Genomic DNA, 23,548 nt, shown 5'->3' on the forward strand with positions numbered 1-23,548 from the left:
CTAAAAAAAGGTCAACCTATATCAGTATAATACAAAAATGACTGAAAAACAAAATGAAATATGGAATAAAATTCAAAATTTTGAAATTGACGACATAGATTCTTCATTCAGTTTTACAGATAGATTAGCAAGAGAAAATGATTGGTCAATAGAATATTCACTGAGAACAGTATTGGAATACAAAAAATTTATTTTTCTGATTACTATTTCAGATTTCCCCCAAACACCTTCAGACCAAATTGACCAAGTCTGGCATCTTCATTTACTTTACACAGAATCATATTGGATTGAACTTTGTAAAAACACAATAAATAAAAATATTCATCACGGACCAACAAAAGGCTCTGAGGAAAGAACTTTATTTAAAGAACAGTATTCAAAAACACTTGATTTTTACGAGTTAATATTTAATGAAAAACCACCAAGTGACATTTGGGTTGATATTGACACTAGATTTAATGAGATTCACTTTACAAGAGTTAATAGAAATAGAAATTGGATAATACCTAAACTACGATTTAAAAAGTAATGAAAATACTATCTCAAATAACACCTGCAGAAACAATGCTAATTAAAGATTGTACCTCTGTACAATTGAAAGATTTAATGAAGTTTACTTTTATGGATTTACTTCTAAAAAAAGTAATTGAAATTAAAGAAATAAATAAAAAGTCTCATCCTAGAGACAACTACATTAGAACTTACACGTATGTTATTTCAGGTAAAAACTTTAATAAATACCAGCCAAAAAATCACGAATTAATTTATTTGAGTCCATTTATAAAAAGTCCTTCAATTCAAATACTTTTTAAGAATTTTATAAAAATGGCTTACGACTCCTCAAACGGAGGCTGGAATTTTAAAAAATCGACAAGAAGTAATCGAGAAATCAACCCTTATTTTAAGCAATCATTCTTGTTGAATTTATTTAGGTTAAATAAACTAACTGACAACGGAAACAAACTAAGGAGAGAAATATCTAACTATTTAAATGAGGTTGATAAAAGTATAGACCATTTGCTTCATAATGATAAGAAGAAAGGATTAGAGTTATTATTGAGAATTGGAGGAAACATTTTCCTATTAAAGAACTTAGATTTTCAACTTTTAAAAACAATTGATAAAGAATTACTAAATCAACAGAAAGTTTTATATAGTGATACTTATGATTCTGATAGTGATTGGTGGTTATATGTTGACTTTTTTGAAGACGATTATATGTTTGATTCATATTTTGATAGTTTTGATGACACTTTAGATTCATTTGATTCTGAATTTGATGCATCTGGTTGCTCTTCTTGTGACAGTGGATGTAGTAGTTGCGGTGGTTGTGGCGGATGTGATTAAAAACTGGTGGTAACATCGCATAAAAATAATGCGTAGATTAGTGCTTAAACAAAGAACAGTGCTTTTTTGCTACTTCTGATTTTCCTGCGGAAAATCCTCGCACACAAAAACGCACTATTCTTATACGTAACCGTTGCCACACATTTGAGAAAAATGAGAACTAAAATATTAACCATAGTATTTCTAATCGGAATTTTAAGCGGAATGAACGCTCAAGATAATGTGGACCAAAATGAAATGGTTGGATTTGCTTGTTATTTCGCAGGTCAACCGTCAAAAACCGTAGAAAAAGTAACGAAAAAACTGAATACTAAAAAATATAATTCGATTGCGAAACTTCTGACTTCTGACAATAATGCTGAAAGATATATGGCAGTAATTAGTCTTGAAAAACTTGCTGAACTGAATAAATACAAACTGAATGAAACTGAAAAAAATCTGATTTCGGAAATAAAAAAATCAGATGAATTAGTTTCTATTTGTTCAGGTTGTACATATTTTGAAAAAGTATCGCTGAAAGAACTTCTGACTGAAAAAAAGAAACTTTTCGCAAAGAATTGGCTGAATAGAAATTTTAAAACGGAATAAAAACGTGTGGCAACACCGTATAAAAATAATTGCGGTTTAGTGCTTAATCAAAGGTCGTTGCGTGTTTGTAACGTCTGATTTTCCTTCGGAAAATCCTCGCATACAAACCCGCAACTATTCTTATACATAAACGTTGTAATTCATTGTTCAGAAAAACGAAAACGGTTGAAAAATAAAATGAAGTTTGAGTTTTTAAAGTAAAAAAAACACTCAAATGCTGAATTGAAAATCTTTGCGGAATTTACTCAACTTTGAAATTTAACCAGTTTGTGAAAACTGAATTTTGCGGAACAAACTCTCGTGAATGATTAAGTAGGCGGAATTGAAAATCTTTGCGGAATAAAAACGTTGGAATTTACTCAAGCGAAAAACCAAAAATGCGGAATTTAATCAAGATTTTTTTTTAGAAAAAGTGTTTTAAAGTTAAAATGTTGGAATTTACTCAAACGTTGAAAAGTTGAAAACGGAATCAAAACGTGTTTACTCAAATGTTTCACAACGAAATTACAACACCGTATAAACTTAATTGCTGGTTATAGCTCACTTGGGAAATTCCTTCGGAATTTCGCCGTTCGTGATTAATTTAGTAAATTCACTGCTTAAAACACGCAACTAAGCTTATACAAAAACGTTGTGCGTCATTTCCAAGCAAAACGCTGAATTGAAGAATTAACTATTGAAAATGAAAAAAAACTTAATAATATTATTTGTTTTAGCAACCACTATCTCTTGTGGAATAAAAACATTTAAATTGAAGAATGGTTTTTCAAGAGCAGCAATAAACGAAAAAGTTTACAAGAATAAAAAGCATTTTGAAAAAGGTGTTTTAAAAGATATTGATACTCAAATAATCTACGAAGAATATAATACGACTTTTTATTCTGGAAATAAACCTGTTAATGTTTTAGCTAGAAAAAATTATGAAAACCCTCACACTTCATATGGAGTTTATAAGTTTTATGAGAACGGAAATTTTAATTTATTTATACTAAACAGAGAAAACCCTGAATTAAAAAGCAATATGTTTGACCCTGAATTTACAGGTTGGCGTGGAGTTTTATATTCTAAAAATGGTGAAATAAAAGGAGATTTAATAACTCAAGTTTCTGGAATGGGTGATGTGGGAATAATAAAACAAACTTTTGAATTTAGAGGAGACACGCTATTAATAAATAGAAAAGGAAATTCATTTGAAAAAAAAATTTATATTAAAAGAAAAATACCAATTGAATTATTGAAAAATAATGCTGAATGGTAAAAAAACGAACGCACAACACCTTGTATAAAAAATTGCTTAATTTGGCATAATCAAAGTTTGTTGCATTTTTGTCTACTCCTATTTTCCTTCGGAAAATAGCCGTCGACTTAAAACGCAACTTTCCATACAAAAATACGTTACCAAACATTAGATGAAAAACCGAAATCCATATTTAGGAACAATAATGATAATTGGAATTGTTCTGCTATTTCAAATAAAATATGTGAGAGAATTAATTGACCCAATAAGAGAATATTTTCCAATAATATGGATTGTATTTATTTTGTTGAGTATTTATGAAAAAATGAAATATAAGAAAGGAAAAAGAATTTACCAATTAAGAATTCCGACTAATAATGACGATTATAATAGAGTCATGCCTTTTATATTTGGAATATTATTGTCTGTTGGTGGAATTTTAGCCTTGAAATATTTTGAATCGGAAAAAATTATGTGGACTTTACTTTTTGTAACAGGAATTCTCTCGCTAATTTCTGGATTTTTATATATTCCAAGTGGAATTATTGAAATAAAAAAAAATGAATTGAGTTTTGAAAATGGTTCAAGAAAAAAAACTATCGGAATTGAAAATATTAAAAATATTGATTTAAAAGAAAATGAAATAATCCTATATGAAAATAATGATAAAGTTCATTATATAAATCATATGAACCTGAATGAATCCGATTATAAAAATATTTTGGAATTTCTGAAGGAAAAATTGAAAAGTGAAATTGAAATAAAAACGTTTGGTAACACCGTGTATTAAATATTGCTATATTTGGCTAAACTAAAACTTGTTGCTTCTTTGCAAACTCCTGAATTTCCGTAGGAAATTCCTCGTTCACAAAGCCGCAACATTCAATACACAACAACGTTACCTGTAATTATGAAAATGTACTTTCCTGAAATAGGTTGACTAAAAATTAAACACTTAATTATAGTCACTTATGAAAGCTCAAAAACAACCCTGGCGAAAAAAAACGTACGAAAAAGCAACTTTAGAACTCAAATTATTCGTCGTTGACCAAATTCAGAATGGACAGATTTCCACAAACTTTGCTTCCAAAAAATATGATGTTCCTAGAACTACAATTGGGTATTGGATCAAAAAATATAGTACTTTAGTCCAACAAAATACAGGTATGAGTAAATTAGATGAGATTAAAAAACTAAAGGAACGTATTGAAGAATTGGAGTTTGTAAAGGAATTTCAACAAGATATTATTGCTGACATGGAAATCATTACTGGAGTCGATTTGTCAAAAAAGTCGTTGCCCAAAACATTAGCGAAAGAGATAGAACTAAAAAAGAAAAACCGTTTAAAAGAAAATGGTTCTATGAGTGTTTTGGGATTAGTAAACAAGCCTTCTACAAAAGACTCAAAACCCAAGAAAACAAACGACTAAACGATGAAAAAGTCATCGCAATGATACAAGAATATCGAAAATTAGTTGGTATGAGAACTGGCGGAATTAAGTTATATGATGAACTTAAACAAGACTTTATAAAACAAGGTATTAAAATCGGTAGAGATAAGTTGTACGATGTGTTAAGGCTTCATAATTTACTTGTTCCTAAGCTTAAAAACTATGTGACAACAACAAATTCTAATCATCAATTTAGAAAATATAAAAACCTAATTAAAGACCAAGTTCCTACTCGACCAGAACAACTATGGGTAAGCGATATAACATACATTAAAACAGACAATGGACACAATTACCTAGCAATCGTTACAGATGCATATTCTAAACAAATTATGGGCTATAAATTAGATAACAACATGAAGACATCACTTTGTTCAGAAGCGCTAGAAATGGCTATTAAAAATAGAAAATACCCTGATAAAAAATTAATACATCATTCTGACAGAGGTTTTCAATACTGTAACCCCAAATACACAGCATTTGCAGAAGAAAATGGCATAATGATGAGCATGACAGAACAATATGATCCTTATGAAAACGCAATTGCAGAGCGAATTAATAGAACTTTAAAATATGAATATGGACTTAGAAATTGCATTAAAAACACTGCCATTGCTCAAGAAGTAACAAAACAAGCAGTATATATTTACAACAATTTAAGAACCCATTTTAGCTTAGAATTAAGAAAACCAGCTGAAGTACATTTAAACCCAAACATCAAATACAAATCATATCGAAGAAATAATGTAAATTTGACTGAACTAACAATTTGAAAACAAAACTAGTTCAAAATATTTTTTGCCTTCTAAACGGCTAAAAAAATCTTTTGAACGGTATAAATTAACCTAAAAAAAGGTCAACCTATATCAGTATAATATATAATTGCATTACAAAAACAAAAAGGATTGCAAATGTAATACAAAAGGATTGCCATTACTTTACACTGCAATTTTATCACAAAGTAAAAACAATTGCTATAAATTCACAAAAACAACACAAAGCCATATCAAAATAAATTATTGTATTACAAAAACAAAAAAGATTGCAACTGTAATACAAAAGAATTGCTACTACCTTACACTGCAATGTTTATCATAAAGTAAAAACAATTGCTACAAATTCACAAAGACGACACAAATTCTCATCAAAATAAATAATTGCATTACAAAAACGAAAAGGATTGCAAATGTAATACAAAAGGATTGCCATTACTTTACACAGCATTTGCAGAAGAAAATGGCATAATGATGAGCATGACAGAACAATATGATCCTTATGAAAACGCAATTGCAGAGCGAATTAATAGAACTTTAAAATATGAATATGGACTTAGAAATTGCATTAAAAATACTGCCATTGCTCAAGAAGTAACAAAACAAGCTGTATATATTTACAACAATTTAAGAACCCATTTTAGCTTAGAATTAAGAAAACCAGCAGAAGTACATTTAAATCCAAACATCAAATACAAATCATATCGAAGAAATAATGTAAATTTGACTGAACTAGTTATATAGAATATAAATAATTTAAAAGGTATAAATTAGACCAAAAAAGGTCAACCTATATCAGTATAATACATTATGGGATACAAACTTGATAATCATATGAGAACATCACTTTGTACAGATGTGCTGGCTATGGCTATTAAAAATAGAAAATATCCAACTAAAAATCTCATTCATCATTCAGATATAGGTTTTCAATATTGTAACCCTAAGTACACGGAATTTGCAGAAAATAACGGAATTACAATGAGTATGACTGAAAAATATAATCCTTACGAAAACGCTATTGCAGAACGAATTAATAGAACTTTAAAATACGAATACGGATTAAAACAAATTCTTAAAAACACAGATATTGCTCAAGAAATAACAAAACAAGCAGTATACATTTACAATAATTTAAGAACACATTTTAGCCTAGGTTTAAGAAAACCTGCAGAAGTACACTTAAATCCGAATATAAAATGTAAACTTAAGATGTATAAAAATTTATCTTTTAAAAGTATGTAAAACATATAGTAAAATTAGTAAATTGCATACAGAAATTTATACTAATAATCTGGTCTAAACTGAACACGTTTTTGAACACGATTTACAAATAAAAAAGGTTATTTATTACGTTATAAGCATTTTAACTCGAATTCATAACCCTGAGGTCACGGGTTCAAATCCCGTTCTCGCTACAAACTTAATGTTAATTAAATCAACGAATTGTGTCTCACAATTCGTTTTTTTATGTCTACATTTTTCTTACTTTTACAAAGAGTACACGATAAAGTACACGATTCCACTATGAAATTGAATTATTCAGAGCCAAAAATCTTCACAGGTGGAGTTATTATTGGAGACTGGTCTAAACTGTCAAAAAAAGATAAAAAAGAAGCATTATCCAAAAGTTGGTACGTCTATTATTCATTTAGAGATCCAATTACAGGAAAACTAAAAAGGCAGACTAATATAAAAGCTGGAGTCAACCTTTATAAAGATAAAAGAAGTAGAATACACATCTTAACTCAATTAAAGGAAAGTTTAGAATATGTTTTATCAAAAGGCTTCAATCCTTATGAAGACAATAGTTCCTTAGCTGAATTTATCGAAAATCTTCTATCTCCCGAAGAAGACAAAATCAAGAATACACCAACACAAAAGGAAACTCCTGTGTATCTTGAAAAAAAGGCTGTACAAGAAACACCAATCCTCTACCCTATTAACACTTCTTTTGACTTAGCATTAAATACCAAATCTAAAGTTCTAAGTGGAATTTCGTATCAAAATTTAAAAAATAGAATTGAACGATTTAAAAAATGGCTCAACGAAGAAGGCTATAATCTTAAAGAAGATATTTCAATTATAAATAAGAAACTTGTAATACAATATTTGAACACTATATTACAAGCAACAAGCCCTAGAAACAGAAACAATACACGTACTGACATCAGTTCCTTATTTCAAACGTTAGAAGACAATGAAATAATTGAAAATAATTTTGTTAAGAAAATTAATGTTTTAAAATCTGTACCAGAAAGAAATAAAACCTATACTACAACTGAGCAGAAAGATATTTTTAAATATTTAGAAAAACATGATGCAGTATTATATCTTTTTGTTCAATTTATATCTTATAATTTTCTTAGACCTGTTGAAGTTTGTCGATTAAAAATTGGTGATATCGATTTAATAGATAAAAAGATTTATGTTAGAGCCAAAAACAAGCCTGTAAAAATTAAAATCATTCCTGATATATTAATTAAGCAATTACCAGATCTATCTAAATTAAATAAAATCGATTTTTTATTTACTCCAAATGAAATTGGTGGCGAATGGGAAGCAAAAGAAAACAATAAAAGAAATTATTTTACCAAACAGTTTAAAAAAGTAAAAGACCATTTTGGTTTAGGTAAAGATTATGGTTTATATAGTTTTAGACATACCTTTATAACGAAGTTGTATAAAGAAATGGCAAAAACAGCAACTCCTTTTGAAGTAAAAAGTAAATTAAAATTAATTACAGGACATGCAACAATGGATGCACTAGAATTATATCTACGAGATATTGATGCCGTATTGCCTGAAGATTATTCAAAATTATTAAAGTAATGGAAAGTAAATATTTTGGAATTATTCCAAAAGAACTAAACTCTTTGAATAAAATTATACAATTAGAAAATTTTCTAAAGGAAAATGATTTAATAATTATATCAAATAAATTAGAAATAATAAAATCAACTAAAACAGAAAATCTAGGAGAACGAAAGAACGTAGTTAAATACGATCATAATAATACTGGTTACAAATTTACAGATGAACTTACTATAGAGGTTTATGACTTTTTATTAAATCAATATAAGAATAGTTTATGTAAAAATATTTTATTTAACATTAACTTTGATGATGAAACCTTTGGTTTTTTAGAAGCTAGAAAAAAAGAAGCTGCCTTAATACAGTTCAAAAATCTTTATTCTAAATGGACTAACAATCTACCTACAATGGTCTCGGAAAATGAATTTAATAAATTAAAGAGAGCTAGAGCATTATTCCAAAACCAACTAAAATATCAGTATGAGTTAGTTGTAGCCTTCCTTATTGGGGAAATAAATTACTTTAACAGAAATTTACTTCAAACTAATGAATTGTTAATTGAAATGTTTGATTTTGAAAATGATTTATTAATTTTAATAGATTTAAACCAACGTTTTTCTTTTACAGAAGATAATGTCTTTACAAAAAAAACAATAGCTCAAATAATATATAAAGAATACCCTGAAGAATTTCATTCTTTAAAACAAATTGAATTTATAGAGCATCTAATTACCATAAAAGACATAATAAATAGAGCTTTTATCGTAAGCCTTTTTGATTTTTTTAGTAACAAACTAAGTATAAAAACACCATCTGCCGAGTCCTTTGGGAAAATTATAAATAGTCACTTTGGCTTTACTTTTGGAGAAATTAAATTAAACAGTTCTGAAGGGGATAAACATTTTAAAAGAGTAAAAGAAATTGAAAAAGAATGGGGGCAATTTTAATAATCAGAAGCTATTTTTAACTATTCCCCATAAACCTTAAAAATTCCCACACATTTCCCACACATTTCCCCTTTTCCCTCCCTTTTAAAAGCTTCATTGTATCACGTAATTGCACCTAGTTAATTCTTGTTAATTAGGTAGTTATCTTTTGATGTAAAATCACCTTACTTTTTAACAAGTATTTATTTTAAAAATATTTAAAACAAAAAGTAAAAATGATTGCAACAATTAATTTTAGAATTGATCAAGACCAGAAAGAACACCTTCAAATTTTAGCGGATGAAAAAGGGATAAAAGTATCCGCTTTAACTAGAGAAATTATAACAGACTATTTAAATAGTTTAGATAATCACGGTCTGTATGATCCATCAAAGACAATTGGTGAGTTAATAATGCCTATTCCGCCAATAGACTCTAATAATCTTAAAAATTAACTTCATGATAAAAGATAAAGTTAATTTAATAACTAAGGATATAGAAAACAATCAAAAAAAACTTAAAATTAAAGGTTTTGAATATGGTTGTTTAATTATTAAAGAAGCAAATACTTGGGTAGAGGAGGCTAAAAACAGACCAATACCCAACATGCTTTTTAGTGAGCTATGGTATGAAAATGAGCTTTGTATTTTATTTGCAGACACTAATTTAGGTAAATCTATTTTAGCTGTGCAAATAGCGGATAGTATTAGTAAAGGAAAAGCAATACCTGGGTTTAAACTTGAAAGCCCTCCTAAAAGAGTTCTCTATTTAGACTTTGAATTATCTGATAAACAATTTGAAAATAGGTGTTCTGAACAATATGAAAACCATTATCAATTTAATAAAAATTTTCTTCGTGCAGAATTTCATACCGAGTTAGAGTTACCAAAAGAGTACAATAATATTGAAGAATATCTTTGCGCAACCTTGTCAGATATTATTACCAAAACAAAAGTATCTGTTTTGATTGTAGACAATCTTACCTTTTTAAGCAGCGAAAATGAAAAAGCAAAAGATGCTTTGATATTAATGAAAACTCTTAAAAAAATATCTAATACAAATAATGTTTCAATACTTGTATTAGCTCATACTCCTAAAAGAGATGACTCTAAACCTATTAGTAAAAATGATCTAGCAGGAAGTAAAATGCTAATGAATTTTTGTGATAGTTGTTTTGCTATTGGTAGTAGTTCTCAAGAAGCATCGTTTAGATATATCAAACAAATTAAGCAACGTAACACAGAACATTTATATCACTCAGAGAATGTTATTGTTTGCAGTCTTGATAAAGAAACTAACTTTCTAGAATTTCATTTTGAAGATTTTGATTCTGAAAAAGCACATCTTAAAACTTTTGGAACATCGGACTTAGAAGAAAGAGACGAACAGATGAAGTTTTTAATTTCTGAAGGAAAGAATAATGTTCATATAGCTGAAATGTTAAATGTATGCGAAGGAACTATCAGAAAAAGAAGAAAAAAACTAAATATCTAAGATAGATGGTTGCTTCAGACATATACACAATAGCCAAAGCTCTTTCTAAAGAAGAGTTTATCAAGCTATCCGATATGCTAAGAAGCGATATAAAAAAAAGTAAAATAAAAAAAAGTGAAATAAAACCGAAAAAGAAATATGAGCTACCAGACTTCACTAAAGAAGATGGATTACGTTACCTATTAGAAAATCACATTCGCAAAAATTAAAAAACATAATCGTACCATTCGTACCAATAAATAGGTACGAATGGTACGAATTCAAAAAAATGAAACATAATTATAAATACAGTTTAGATAGATCAAGCAGAAAGTTTATCTGCCCTAATTGCCATAAGAAAACATTTGTAAAATTTATTGACAATGAAACTAATCTTTATTTAAATTCTAGTGATGGAAGATGTGATAGAGAAAGTAAATGTGGTTATTTTAAAAAACCAACATCAAATTGTATTACAAATATTAATAACTGTATCACAGAAGTAATACAACCTTCGTATCACAATAGAAAAGTATTGCAAGAATATTGTAATACAAAGCAACAAAGTAACTTTATAAGCTATTTATTAAGGAATTTTGAGCCTAAAATTGTATCACAAGCAATAGATATGTATCACATAGGGACAACAAACTATTGGCATGGAGCAACAATATTTTGGCAAATAGACACAAAAAACGTAATACGTGGTGGCAAGATTATGTTGTACAATTGTAATACAGGTAAAAGAGTTAAAAAACCTTTTAATCATGTTAGCTGGATACACAAACAACTAAAATTAAATAATTTTGTATTACAACAATGTTTATTTGGGCTGCACCTTATAAACAGCATTTCTAAAAGTGATACAATTTGTATTGTAGAATCAGAAAAAACTGCAATCATCATGAGTATTATGATTCCTAATTTCATTTGGTTAGCTACAGGTAGTAAAACAGGTTTTAAAGAAAAAATGCTACAACCAATTAAAGATTATGCAATTATTGCTTATCCTGATAAAACTGAATATAAAATTTGGAATGAAAAAGCAATTCTTCTAAATAAACAAGGATATAAAATTGAATGTAGTAATTTATTGGAAAGCATTGAATTAGAAAATGGAGGGGATTTGGTTGATTTTTTATTGTAGTACTTTGATTTCAAATTGTATTTTTACGTAAGCAATCACAAGCAAGTAGTGGCGTTAGTATTAGCGCTATTGGTTGTGAATTGATTTCAAATTGTATTTTTACGTGAGCAATCACAAGTAATCCGATCCATACATACACGTTAAGTACGTTGTGAATTGATTTCAAATTGTATTTTTACGTGAGCAATCACAAGTGGTGTTATCTTCATATCTTACTTATTAAAGTTGTGAATTGATTTCAAATTGTATTTTTACGTGAGCAATCACAAGCAAACCGTTTTAAAATAACAGACTAATATGGTTGTGAATTGATTTCAAATTGTATTTTTACGTGAGCAATCACAAGAATAAACTTTGTATATATTACAATAAATCCGTTGTGAATTGATTTCAAATTGTATTTTTACGTGAGCAATCACAAGGTTGTTACAAAATGTAAGTGAAGAGGATTTGTTGTGAATTGATTTCAAATTGTATTTTTACGTGAGCAATCACAAGTTTCCTATTCTGTTTTTATATGGTCCTGCAGTTGTGAATTGATTTCAAATTGTATTTTTACGTGAGCAATCACAAGGGTATGTTATTAGAGACACCAACCAAGACCGTTGTGAATTGATTTCAAATTGTATTTTTACGTGAGTAATCACAAGATATCTTTGCAGATACAACGCTAGACGCACGTTGTGAATTGATTTCAAATTGTATTTTTACGTGAGCAATCACAAGAGTATTTTGGTTATTGCCGTTGGTATTTTGGTTGTGAATTGATTTCAAATTGTATTTTTACGTGAGCAATCACAAGATTTCTTAAAGGTTCAAACATAGCATATATGTTGTGAATTGATTTCAAATTGTATTTTTACGTGAGCAATCACAAGGGTTAAGAATATTGCAGCCATAACAAGTGAGTTGTGAATTGATTTCAAATTGTATTTTTACGTGAGCAATCACAAGTAAACGAAATTTTTTTCTTTTGTTTATCATGTTGTGAATTGATTTCAAATTGTATTTTTACGTGAGCAATCACAAGGGAGCAATGCAACGTTATATTAAAAACGTTGTTGTGAATTGATTTCAAATTGTATTTTTACGTGAGCAATCACAAGGCAATGATACAGAGTTAAGAGTGGAGTATAGTTGTGAATTGATTTCAAATTGTATTTTTACGTGAGCAATCACAAGGATAAGTATGAAAAGGAACAAGAGGACAATGTTGTGAATTGATTTCAAATTGTATTTTTACGTGAGCAATCACAAGGGTTAAGAATATTGCAGCCATAACAAGTGAGTTGTGAATTGATTTCAAATTGTATTTTTACGTGAGCAATCACAAGTAAACGAAATTTTTTTCTTTTGTTTATCATGTTGTGAATTGATTTCAAATTGTATTTTTACGTGAGCAATCACAAGGGAGCAATGCAACGTTATATTAAAAACGTTGTTGTGAATTGATTTCAAATTGTATTTTTACGTGAGCAATCACAAGGCAATGATACAGAGTTAAGAGTGGAGTATAGTTGTGAATTGATTTCAAATTGTATTTTTACGTGAGCAATCACAAGGATAAGTATGAAAAGGAACAAGAGGACAATGTTGTGAATTGATTTCAAATTGTATTTTTACGTGAGCAATCACAAGTATTTCAAATACGTATGTACCACCACCGCTGTTGTGAATTGATTTCAAATTGTATTTTTACGTGAGCAATCACAAGAATAATTGATTTCTATAATAGATGGATGGCGTTGTGAATTGATTTCAAATTGTATTTTTACGTGAGCAATCACAAGAGGTAATAGGTGTCCTGCAATAACTAGGGGGTTGTGAATTGATTTCAAATTGTATTTTTACGTGAGCAATCACAAGATTTGCATTTAAAAGAATGAAGCGAGATGAGTTGTGAATTGATTTCAAATTGTATTTTTACGTGAGCAATCACAAGTTATCCAAAAACTTGGTTTATCGCTTCCTCGTTGTGAATTGATTTCAAATTGTATTTTTACGTGAGCAATCACAAGAAGTGTATATAATAACATGAACATACTATCGTTGTGAATTGATTTCAAATTGTATTTTTACGTGAGCAATCACAAGATCTGTTACACCTACTATATTAGTAATGCAGTTGTGAATTGATTTCAAATTGTATTTTTACGTGAGCAATCACAAGTTGATGAACTCCATCTTTAGGCTGACCGTTGTTGTGAATTGATTTCAAATTGTATTTTTACGTGAGCAATCACAAGTAAGTGTATATAATAACATGAACATACTCCTGTTGTGAATTGATTTCAAATTGTATTTTTACGTGAGCAATCACAAGAGCGTCATTTGTTGCAGTAGATAATACACCGTTGTGAATTGATTTCAAATTGTATTTTTACGTGAGCAATCACAAGACTAAAACCACTTGAACTATTAACACCTACGTTGTGAATTGATTTCAAATTGTATTTTTACGTGAGCAATCACAAGATATCTTTGCAGATACAACGCTAGACGCTCGTTGTGAATTGATTTCAAATTGTATTTTTACGTGAGCAATCACAAGAGTAGTGTCTAACATTTCTATACTTTCGCTGTTGTGAATTGATTTCAAATTGTATTTTTACGTGAGCAATCACAAGTTTCTAACATTGGAGAAGCAATTAACTTTAGTTGTGAATTGATTTCAAATTGTATTTTTACGTGAGCAATCACAAGCCAGTATTGTTAATCCTTCTAAATTCTCATGTTGTGAATTGATTTCAAATTGTATTTTTACGTGAGCAATCACAAGAGAATATTTGATTGGATGTTTAATTCATCAGTTGTGAATTGATTTCAAATTGTATTTTTACGTGAGCAATCACAAGGTAGTGTGACTAATATGAATCTAATGTTTAGTTGTGAATTGATTTCAAATTGTATTTTTACGTGAGCAATCACAAGAGCACTTGTATATGCCCTTTGCACAAATAAGTTGTGAATTGATTTCAAATTGTATTTTTACGTGAGCAATCACAAGAGCACTAGATAATTTAACAATTGGTTTAGAGTTGTGAATTGATTTCAAATTGTATTTTTACGTGAGCAATCACAAGATATTCTCTTATTAATACTTCATCTCCATTGTTGTGAATTGATTTCAAATTGTATTTTTACGTGAGCAATCACAAGTCACCATATATTAACGCTAAAGGCTGCTCTGTTGTGAATTGATTTCAAATTGTATTTTTACGTGAGCAATCACAAGAGTAGTATCTAACATCTCTATACTTTCACTGTTGTGAATTGATTTCAAATTGTATTTTTACGTGAGCAATCACAAGATTTCTATTTATTTATTTTTTTAATTTACTGTTGTGAATTGATTTCAAATTGTATTTTTACGTGAGCAATCACAAGGTCAATCCCAAAATATTGAGTAAAATTAATACTTTGGGATTCCTTTTTTAGATTACAAAATTCTGTTATCTAAATAAGATTAATATCTTTTACCTAGATTTTTTTCATCCTATTTTAAAATAACTGCAATTGCTGCGTAGGTTGCGGTAAGTCAACTTCTTTTATCCCATGAAATAATTCCATATTACCAAATTGTTTGTCTGTAATTTCTAAAATACACACTTTACCATGTTTGGGTAAACTCATTTTCACCCTTTTAGTATGGACTTTAGCATTTTCTCTACTAGGACAATGTCTTAAATAAATAGAAAATTGAAACATAGTAAACCCATCGTCAATTAATTTTTTACGAAATTGACCTGCAACCTTTCTTTCTCTCTTGGTTTCTGTTGGTAAATCAAAAAATACTAAAACCCACATAACTCTATAAGCATTATATCTTTTTGATGACATTTTTATTAATCTAGTTCGGGGTATTTTATTTGCCTTAACTCTCCTGTAAAACATTTATACAAGCTAGCTGTTGTTGTAGAAACTGCAATAAATAAAGGTCTTACAACTCCATCAATAAAAACATCTTGTGTTGCAATTGTTAAAATAGTTGCTTTAGCATCTTTATTTAGCTCATAATTATTGTTATTTGCTATATAATTGTAAACTAACTTATCTACAAAAGGCCTATAAGGCTCCATAATATCATCTGCTAAAAAATAGGAATTATACTTATTTCTATGAAAAACTCCTAAAACAGGCAATAGTCCGCTACTTACTAAAGCTCTAGCTACGATACTTCTTAAAACTGCATACCCAAAATTCAATAAATTATTAGGTTCTTCTCCGTAACGTTCTCTAGAAAAATTTTCAAATAAATGTTTCCAATAAAATTGAGCAGCAATACCTTCTCTATTTGAAGTATCTCCACTTTTCACATGTAGTTTATATTCAGCTAAAGGCTCCGAAACCTTATTATTTAAATCTAAAAGGGCTTTTTGATTTTCTATTTTTTGCTCAACTGTTTGTTTCCAAAGTTGTTTTTTTAAAGGTTCTGATGCTGCTAATTGATATTTAATTCTCTCAGAGTATTCTGAATGACCATACATTGGTAACATCATGCCAAAAGGTAAATGATGCTCATCACAACTAATTACAGCAACGTTGTTACCTTGTAGCTTTATTAATAATTGATTAGAAATTGTTATCTGGTAATGATCCAACATTAACAAAGCAATATCTTCTATAGGTACAGTTCCTTTAATTTCTTTTGTTTCTGGCTCTTGAACCACTAATTGTTTTTGTTTTAATTTTAAATAAGATGGATTACCGATATAAATGGTTCTTTTTATCATATTTGAGTATTTATATTTCCAATTCTATTTATGTTTAATCTCCAACATCTATCCTTTATCATTCTGTCTTCAATATCCTTTTCCATTTTATTTTTAACAGAAAACTCTTTTTTATTATAAATAGGTTTCGAGATATCATTTCTTATAAAAAAACATTGAGAATTTGAACTACTTACCATCTTATAAATTCTAGAAACTTGTTCATTAGAAAGGTTATTAAAATCTACTAACGCTTTATTTTCTAATTCTTCATCTGTTGGAACATAGACCAAATCATTAGGAGAAAGAGTAAATAAAAAGTCCCCTTTTATATTACTTGGCTGTATAAGTATTCGTTTTTCTTTGGGAAATGATGCAGTTTGCTTTTGATGTGCTATAACCTCGTTTAAAGGAATGGTTTCAAATACTCTTTTTTTCTTTTCTTCATCATAATAAATTGCAAAGAATAAATTTGTTCCCTTGGCAGCTTCTACAAACTTATTTGCTTTAGCACCACTTTCTCCAATACTAAACTTACTCCCTTCTTCATATAAACGTACTTTATAAATTGGATAATGATTTTTACCATTATTTAATACTTTTATATTTTTATTTAAAGCATCTATTCCATCTGGGCTAAAAGCTAAATCAAATCGTTCTTTTTGGTTGTCATCTATATAATTTTTTAAATGTCTTTCTAAAATAGTTATGATACCTCCATCTGTAATAGATTCAAGCTGTTTTCTAGTAAACTTTTCATTTAAAGCAACTCTAGTAGCAGTTGCATTTTCAGACCATTCAAATACTTTTGTTTTAGTAATTTCTTTTCCTTCAATTAAAAGAGGTGTTTCCTTCAGATATTTTCTAACTTTCTTTAAATCATTGTCAAAGAGAGTCAATAAACTCTTAACTTTTCTTTTAATTGATTTATCTACAATTAAATCTGACTTATCTAAATAATTAGTAATATTACTAAATCCTTTTTTTATCTTTTTTATTTTAACAGCACCAGATACTGTTTCTTTATGCATTGGCTTTCTAATAGCCCAATTTGTTTTATTAGTCGAGTTTGTGGAATCTTTTTGTTTTTTTAATATTTTTTTAAAAGTTCCATCACTTTGCGGTTCCCATTGCCAAGTTTTATTATTCGTTTTATTTATTATTCTTAAATTTTGCTTAAAACTGATAATTGTCTTTTCTAGGTCCTCCTTAGCTTCTGTAGAGAAATTTACCCAAGGTAATTGAAAGTGTTTCGTAAAATCTCCTTGTTTATTCTTTATTAACAAACTCTCTTTTAAACCGTAATTTTCTCTTTCAGAATTTAAAGAACCTAAATAATTTGTATGCTTCTTTGTACAACAAGCTATAATTAAAGCATCTAAAGCATGGTGTCTATGATCTATTCTTTTTTTACTAAAACCTCTTGAAATTTCATCAGGAACTTTTGTTCTAAAAGCATTTATTTTTGAATCCCATTCCCCAAAATCTTTAGAGTTTGTCAATTCATTTAATCTCATAAATCTAGGAGCAACAATTTCATTCCACTTATCATTTAGACCCCAATCTTGCTTTAACCTAGAGGTAATTGAGCCTGTAACTGGCACTAGACGTTTTGTTGTAGCTTCTTTTTCTCCGTCCTCTCTAACAATATTACTTAAAAGCGTTTTAATAATTTTACTTATATATCTACTATCATTAAGTTGCCTATTAATAAAACCTTCGGGAATATCTTCTGATAATAAATTATTTAGTTTTGTTCTATTTTTTTTAAAATATTGCTTGCAATGTTTTTCATATTTATCAATATTAAATAAAGTGACGGTGTTACCATCACTTAAAGAAACAACTCTACCTCCTTCTCCTTTTAAAAACTCATAGGCTGTTTTATTGTCTTTTAATTGATTTACTTCACTCTCACAAATTATTTTATTTGTCATTGAATTATCAAAATAACGAGATTGTGGAATTATATGTTCTATTTGATAATCAATAGAAAATAACTTACTTAAAGGAATTATTTTACCTGTATAAGGAGAAATATACCCTTGTTCTAACCATAACTTATACTTATTAATTTCAGATTTTGTTGGAGAACTACTTCTTCTAATTTTATCTATATCATCTTCTTTAACTTGAAGAAAAGAAACTTCTGGATTTTGATAAACACCTTCTTCGTAAATTTTTAAAATTTCTTGATGACTTGGAGAATAAGGTCTTACATCATCACTTGTATCATTTTTAAGTTCTTCTAATAAAGATTTTATTCTTTCATTTGTATTTTCATTTTCTATATTTCTAGATGACATTGCTTTACGCTTTTCACTAGAATTTTTCATTTCTCGACCTAATTCAACATGAATTTCATTAAAAAAATCGGTTTCACCTTTTCCATAATGTTTCCAAATATCCCTTACTACTCTTAAAGTTTCTGTAACAACTTGTTCTACAATTGGGTTTCTTAAACTATGCTGTTTAAACTCATTTAGATAAGTATCTATATCGTTTGGAGATTTCCATGGTTTAATTATACCAGATTCAGAGTGACGCTCATAAATTGCATAACAAGCTTGATACGTATTTAAGCCTTTTAAAGGGTTTTTATCTTTATAATTTATAAAGCTTTTTATAAACTGTTTAGGAATTTCATCATCTGCAATCGTTTTTAATCGGTCTTTTTTATCACCTTTAAACACTTCTTTGTCATAATTTATACTTTCTAAACGCTCTTGTATTTGTAAAATTCTATTTTTTACATCATCAGAAATTTTAGTTTCATCCCAATATTTACCCATTCTCATTAAAGGCAATATCTTTTTAATTGCTTTTTCTGAATAGGCTCCATAATCATTTTTAAAAGGAGGATATTTTATAAAAGCATCTACGAACGTATCTTTATCTAAATTATTTTTTAAAGCAAAAGTTTTAATAGCCAATTCATATTCTTTTTTATCTTTTACAGAATAAATAATGTGCCACAAAGCAATCTCTATCTCTTTTGACAAAAAATAAGTTCTGTTTTCATTCTTTACTTTCTTTAATCTCGATAAAAAAGAAGCTCTAGTTTCATTTGCAGGATACTTCTTATCTTCTACATAATTCCATCGATAATTTTTCTTATCACTTTTTGCTATCTTTTTATTCTCAACTAAAAAATCAATAATATGTTTCTGTTCAACTTCTTTTTTATCATTTAAAAAATCAAATAATAAAACCCAATCATTATCAGTTTTAAAAATAAGACCTGTTATATCTTCATCAAATTTACCATTATCTACATTTTCTTTTTGATGAATTTTTAAATTTTTCAAAAATTGCCACAACCTAAATTCTTGAAATAAAGGATGTGATTTAGCTATACATTTTATCTTTTGTATATTTCTAACTCCATCTTTTATAAATACTCTTTCTTCATAAGGGCAATCTGAAATGGTAGATTTCTTACTTTTTAAAGGTCTTTGATAAAAAATTATATCATCAATAAAGAGATAATTAAACCCATTATCTTTTATATTATTTTGATGCCCTTCATTTCTTGGGTATAATTCATTTACACAAACTTTGTATAATTCTCTATCTTTTAATTCGGGATGAAATTGTATTTGTGTTTTTAATATAGCTTGTAATTCTTCTTTATAAAACTTTCTTTCAATTGTTTTAACAAGTTTCCCTCTAATTTTTTGAGATGGATTATCTAGTAGTGTTTCGTAAATATATTGTCCAACAGTTTTAGTGCTTTGCTCGATATCTTGCTCTGTTTTCTTTTTGATGGCAATCCAATCTTTTTCGGAATCTACAGCACTAAAACTTCTACGTATATTACCTTCTTTGTCTAATTTATCTGTTCCGTCTTTTTCTAACTGAGTGGTTACGATAAATTCTTTAGTTTTACCTAACCAATTTCCTAAAGACTCCTTACTTTGTCTTTTATAAATCCAATCATTTTCTAATATTACATGATACCAGATTCCTCTTGCATTTTTATCTTCTGTAGCTATAACCTCCTTTACCTTTAAAGAGTAATATTCCTTTTTATTTGTTTGACTTTCATCTTCCTCCTCCCCTCGTAATTGATAATATCCCCTTTTCTGATTAAAGTTTAAAAGCACCCAAGCTAATTCTTGTTTGGTTATTTTATGTGTTAATGCTTTTTTACGTAAATAGTATATCGTCCAATCTAAAGGTATTTTAGTTTCTTTTCTAGCTTCTTTAAATTCAGTAACCATTTCGTTAAAAGAGTCCATGAAAATAAATTCATGTTTTCCTTCACTATTTTTACTATAGTTAAGTTTTACTTCCGTATTATTTTTAAATTGCCCAAAATGCTTTTCAAAATCAATAGATTCTTTATAATGTTTTGGTAAAAAATTTAAAACATTTAAAACTCTATGCAGTCTTTCTCTTCTTAATAAATTTCTTTGATAAAGCCTTCTAACTCCTCTATAACTTGTTCTATTTGCTGTTTGAGAATGAGATTGACCTGAATCAAATTTACCTAAAATATCTTGAGACATAGGAATAATCCTACTTCCCAATCCATTTATTTCTCCTTTTTTATTCTCAAAATCTTGTGAAGTTAAAGCCCAACCTATAGAGTTTGTTCCAAGGTCTAATCCTAATATCTTTTTCATAATCTCTTTTTTATTACAAGTTTAAATTTATAATAAAAAAATTAGACCGTATTACGGAAAGCCGTATAATGTTTTGTTTTTTTTAAGTTATATTTGTAGAACAATTTGAAATCAATTCACAATAAGGATTATTCCGTTGTGAAAACATTTAAAGCGGCAACTTCGGTTGTCGCTTTCTTTTTTGTATTACAATTATTGTTTTTTTGAAAAGAAAATTATTATAAATCAGAGTTCACATTTCGGTACACTATTTAATTAAAACAGAGCCTGAAAGTGTAAAAAAATGAATTTTTGTTAAATTTATAAACTTGATACGATCATCTATCTGAAAGGCTTTTCTTATTCATAGCTTATAAAAAGAAGTAAACGAACTAATATATATCTATATAATTAACTAAAATCTTAATTAATAGGTTATTGTGACCTTATAATTTCTCGAATCAACCGTAAAACTCATTTTTTTAAGATATTAATAATAGTCATAAAACAAAATCCATAAGTCAGTTTAGTTAATCCAAAATAATTACAAATTAAGTAGTTATTTTTTAAAACAAAGTTGGTTGAGAAAACCCTATTTGGTTTGTAGTAAAATCATATTGAGGATTAACTTCTTCCATATTCAACCATTTTTTAAAATCATCGTCCGTTTTTAAACTAAAAGGCATTCTTAATTTTGTGTTGTGAATTTCTCTCATTATACCTTTAGCTTCGGTAGTTACTATGGTGTATGTGTTATTTAAATATAAACCTGCAAAAGCAAATAGCTGATTATTAAAACCAATATCAAATTTTATTTTTTCTTTTCCTTTATGCTTCCATTCATAAAATCCATCTACCAAAATGATACATCTATTTTCCATATAGTTTTTAAATGCAGGTTTTTCTGATAAGGTTTCTATACGTGCATTTAAAGTGTAATTTCTTCTCCAATCTTCATTTGCCCAATCTGGTACTAATCCCCAATTAAATAGTTGAATTTTAGAGGAATCTAAATTTGTAATTATAGGTGTTTTTGGGTAATTGAATCCATTTATATCTGCTGATAGTTTTAACGTTTCGCTTGAATCAATTTTAGCTTTGAATTTTTTTTCAAGATCTTTAATAGTTTTGGTTTGTTTAAAGTGGTAGCACATAATAATTTTTAAAAATTAATGAGTTTTTACTTGTTTTTTACCACAGTACTTTGTTACCTGCCGTTATTTAGTATTTCGTTATTTTACATTTACCTAATTCTATATCGGATTTCACTTTTTTATATTTGATATTATCAATTCTTTTTCCGTTTTGGTAAACTATGTTTATTTTCTCATTTCTACCAATTTTTTTGATTGAAGTAATTTTGCTTTCCTTTTTGTGATTTTCTGGCGTACAGTTAAATAAAAGGTTTTTTGGGTAACCTTCGTGTTCATAACGAACTTGTTTTCCTTCTCCTATTTGCATTTCTCTGAATAACTTAAATAGCTTATCTGCCTTTTCTTTGTCATAAAGTATTTTTCCGTTTTCTAAATCAAATGCTTCCGTTCCAAAAGAGCCTACAATTTGGTCAGTTGTAACTTCTTCTGATGTGTGGTCAAGTTCCGCATATTCGTCAAGAATAAATCGTGTCTCAACTCCGATTAAATTATAGCGTTCTAATATTAATTCATTTCGGATAGCTACATTCCAACCGTGCTTTTTTCGTTGGACACTTGGATACAATATTGCATCGAAATTTAATTCAGATACGACTGGATAAAATAGTTGGTCGGATGATATTTGTCCGCTAAATAAATAATCTCTTGGTCTATCTCGAGAAACACGAAGACTGTAAATTTCTTCAAAGAATTCTTCAAGTAAATAATAAACTTCGTGAAGTTTACTTTTAATTTCAGGGTTCTCGGTTACATCTTTTTTTACAATGAAAGAATTAACTTTTGTGTTCGGTTTTAATTCAAAATGAGAGACTGTTATTACATCTCCATTTTGCGGTTTGATTTCCCAATATGCTCCAGCTTCTGAAGTAGCACAGTATAAAACTTGTTGTTTTGGGATATTACACCTTCCAAAATTGCAGTATTCAATTGGTGGTGCTAATAATTGAGATATGTCTGTAAAATAACTTAACTCTTTACCTTGAGCTTCAAGAATTCTATTGTTGTTTGATATTCTGACAAGTCTATTTGGTGGTTCATCATTATGAGAACCAACTTTTAGTGTAAAAAACTTTGAAATTTCATTCCTTAAATTATCAAATTCCTCATCAGATAAGTCTTGTATTTTTCCAAAAAATGAACGAAAATAATTTAATTTTTCAATAATTTTTTCAATTGGGTGCAAATCAGGCTCTCCTAAATTATCTTTGTTCTTTGTTATTTTCTCTATCATTGGCAGATTTTTCTAATGGCAGGTAACGGTTAGTATATGAAAAGTAGGTGATTACTATACATAATCCTTTCGGTTAAGCACTCTATTT

20 protein-coding genes and 1 CRISPR repeat array are annotated in these 23,548 nt (G+C 28.3%); of the genes, 15 read left to right on the top strand and 5 right to left on the bottom strand.

Annotated features, from left to right (window positions below):
- Positions 1 to 37: 37 nt before the first annotated feature.
- From H0I27_RS12700 to H0I27_RS12770, 15 genes are all read left to right on the top strand, one after another.
- Positions 38 to 529: a hypothetical protein gene (locus tag H0I27_RS12700; RefSeq protein ID WP_218731040.1), complete on the top strand. Its 492-nt coding sequence runs from the start codon at positions 38 to 40 to the stop codon at positions 527 to 529.
- Entirely contained in the window at positions 529 to 1,347 is an 819-nt protein-coding gene (locus H0I27_RS12705) for a hypothetical protein (protein WP_218731041.1), read from the top strand. The genes H0I27_RS12700 and H0I27_RS12705 overlap by 1 nt, the downstream gene beginning before the upstream one ends.
- A 153-nt stretch (positions 1,348 to 1,500) precedes the next feature.
- Entirely contained in the window at positions 1,501 to 1,935 is a 435-nt protein-coding gene (locus H0I27_RS12710) for a hypothetical protein (RefSeq protein WP_218731046.1), read from the top strand.
- Between the two features lie 682 nt (positions 1,936 to 2,617).
- Entirely contained in the window at positions 2,618 to 3,193 is a 576-nt protein-coding gene (locus H0I27_RS12715) for a hypothetical protein (protein ID WP_218731047.1), read from the top strand.
- A gap of 151 nt (positions 3,194 to 3,344) precedes the next feature.
- Positions 3,345 to 3,962, top strand: coding sequence for a hypothetical protein (locus H0I27_RS12720; RefSeq protein ID WP_218731048.1), 618 nt, complete (start codon positions 3,345 to 3,347; stop codon positions 3,960 to 3,962).
- 181 nt (positions 3,963 to 4,143) lie between these two features.
- Positions 4,144 to 4,602: a helix-turn-helix domain-containing protein gene (locus H0I27_RS12725; protein ID WP_218761396.1), complete on the top strand. Its 459-nt coding sequence runs from the start codon at positions 4,144 to 4,146 to the stop codon at positions 4,600 to 4,602.
- Positions 4,548 to 5,396: an IS3 family transposase gene (locus H0I27_RS12730; protein ID WP_254712881.1), complete on the top strand. Its 849-nt coding sequence runs from the start codon at positions 4,548 to 4,550 to the stop codon at positions 5,394 to 5,396. The genes H0I27_RS12725 and H0I27_RS12730 overlap by 55 nt, the downstream gene beginning before the upstream one ends.
- A gap of 384 nt (positions 5,397 to 5,780) precedes the next feature.
- Positions 5,781 to 6,140: an integrase core domain-containing protein gene (locus H0I27_RS12735; RefSeq protein WP_218731049.1), complete on the top strand. Its 360-nt coding sequence runs from the start codon at positions 5,781 to 5,783 to the stop codon at positions 6,138 to 6,140.
- A gap of 66 nt (positions 6,141 to 6,206) precedes the next feature.
- On the top strand, positions 6,207 to 6,641 hold the full coding sequence (locus tag H0I27_RS12740) for an integrase core domain-containing protein (RefSeq protein ID WP_218731050.1): 435 nt from the start codon (positions 6,207 to 6,209) through the stop codon (positions 6,639 to 6,641).
- Between the two features lie 225 nt (positions 6,642 to 6,866).
- Positions 6,867 to 8,228 (top strand): site-specific integrase, encoded by a 1,362-nt coding sequence (locus H0I27_RS12745; protein WP_218731051.1) that lies wholly within the window; start codon positions 6,867 to 6,869, stop codon positions 8,226 to 8,228.
- Positions 8,228 to 9,157, top strand: coding sequence for a hypothetical protein (locus tag H0I27_RS12750; RefSeq protein ID WP_218731052.1), 930 nt, complete (start codon positions 8,228 to 8,230; stop codon positions 9,155 to 9,157). Before H0I27_RS12745 ends, H0I27_RS12750 begins: the two co-directional genes overlap by 1 nt.
- Positions 9,158 to 9,372: 215 nt before the next feature.
- Entirely contained in the window at positions 9,373 to 9,591 is a 219-nt protein-coding gene (locus H0I27_RS12755) for a hypothetical protein (protein ID WP_218731053.1), read from the top strand.
- 4 nt (positions 9,592 to 9,595) lie between these two features.
- On the top strand, positions 9,596 to 10,630 hold the full coding sequence (locus H0I27_RS12760; protein ID WP_218731054.1) for an AAA family ATPase: 1,035 nt from the start codon (positions 9,596 to 9,598) through the stop codon (positions 10,628 to 10,630).
- Positions 10,631 to 10,635: 5 nt separating this feature from the next.
- On the top strand, positions 10,636 to 10,839 hold the full coding sequence (locus H0I27_RS12765) for a hypothetical protein (protein WP_218731055.1): 204 nt from the start codon (positions 10,636 to 10,638) through the stop codon (positions 10,837 to 10,839).
- 59 nt (positions 10,840 to 10,898) lie between these two features.
- Positions 10,899 to 11,756 carry a DUF6371 domain-containing protein gene (locus tag H0I27_RS12770; protein WP_218731056.1) on the top strand — a complete coding sequence of 286 codons (858 nt, stop codon included), beginning with the start codon at positions 10,899 to 10,901 and terminating at the stop codon, positions 11,754 to 11,756.
- Positions 11,757 to 11,828: 72 nt separating this feature from the next.
- A CRISPR array of direct repeats spans positions 11,829 to 15,143; the repeat unit is 46 nt; unit sequence GTTGTGAATTGATTTCAAATTGTATTTTTACGTGAGCAATCACAAG.
- 114 nt (positions 15,144 to 15,257) lie between these two features.
- Here the strand turns inward: H0I27_RS12770 and cas2 are convergent.
- The 5 genes from cas2 to H0I27_RS12795 form a co-directional block, all read right to left on the bottom strand.
- The gene (gene cas2 / locus H0I27_RS12775) at positions 15,258 to 15,596 is read right to left on the bottom strand and encodes a CRISPR-associated endonuclease Cas2 (protein WP_218731057.1); all 339 of its coding nucleotides are present in this window, start codon (positions 15,594 to 15,596) and stop codon (positions 15,258 to 15,260) included.
- Positions 15,597 to 15,601: 5 nt separating this feature from the next.
- The gene (gene cas1, locus H0I27_RS12780) at positions 15,602 to 16,489 is read right to left on the bottom strand and encodes a type II CRISPR-associated endonuclease Cas1 (RefSeq protein ID WP_218731058.1); all 888 of its coding nucleotides are present in this window, start codon (positions 16,487 to 16,489) and stop codon (positions 15,602 to 15,604) included.
- Positions 16,486 to 21,096 carry a type II CRISPR RNA-guided endonuclease Cas9 gene (gene cas9, locus H0I27_RS12785; protein WP_218731059.1) on the bottom strand — a complete coding sequence of 1,537 codons (4,611 nt, stop codon included), beginning with the start codon at positions 21,094 to 21,096 and terminating at the stop codon, positions 16,486 to 16,488. The genes cas1 and cas9 overlap by 4 nt, the downstream gene beginning before the upstream one ends.
- Before the next feature lie 545 nt (positions 21,097 to 21,641).
- The gene (locus tag H0I27_RS12790; RefSeq protein ID WP_218731060.1) at positions 21,642 to 22,229 is read right to left on the bottom strand and encodes an SOS response-associated peptidase; all 588 of its coding nucleotides are present in this window, start codon (positions 22,227 to 22,229) and stop codon (positions 21,642 to 21,644) included.
- 67 nt (positions 22,230 to 22,296) lie between these two features.
- Positions 22,297 to 23,460, bottom strand: coding sequence for an RES domain-containing protein (locus tag H0I27_RS12795; protein WP_218731061.1), 1,164 nt, complete (start codon positions 23,458 to 23,460; stop codon positions 22,297 to 22,299).
- Positions 23,461 to 23,548 lie beyond the last annotated feature (88 nt).

The sequence above is a fragment of the Polaribacter sp. HaHaR_3_91 genome, assembly GCF_019278525.1.
Taxonomy (GTDB): Bacteria; Bacteroidota; Bacteroidia; order Flavobacteriales; family Flavobacteriaceae; genus Polaribacter.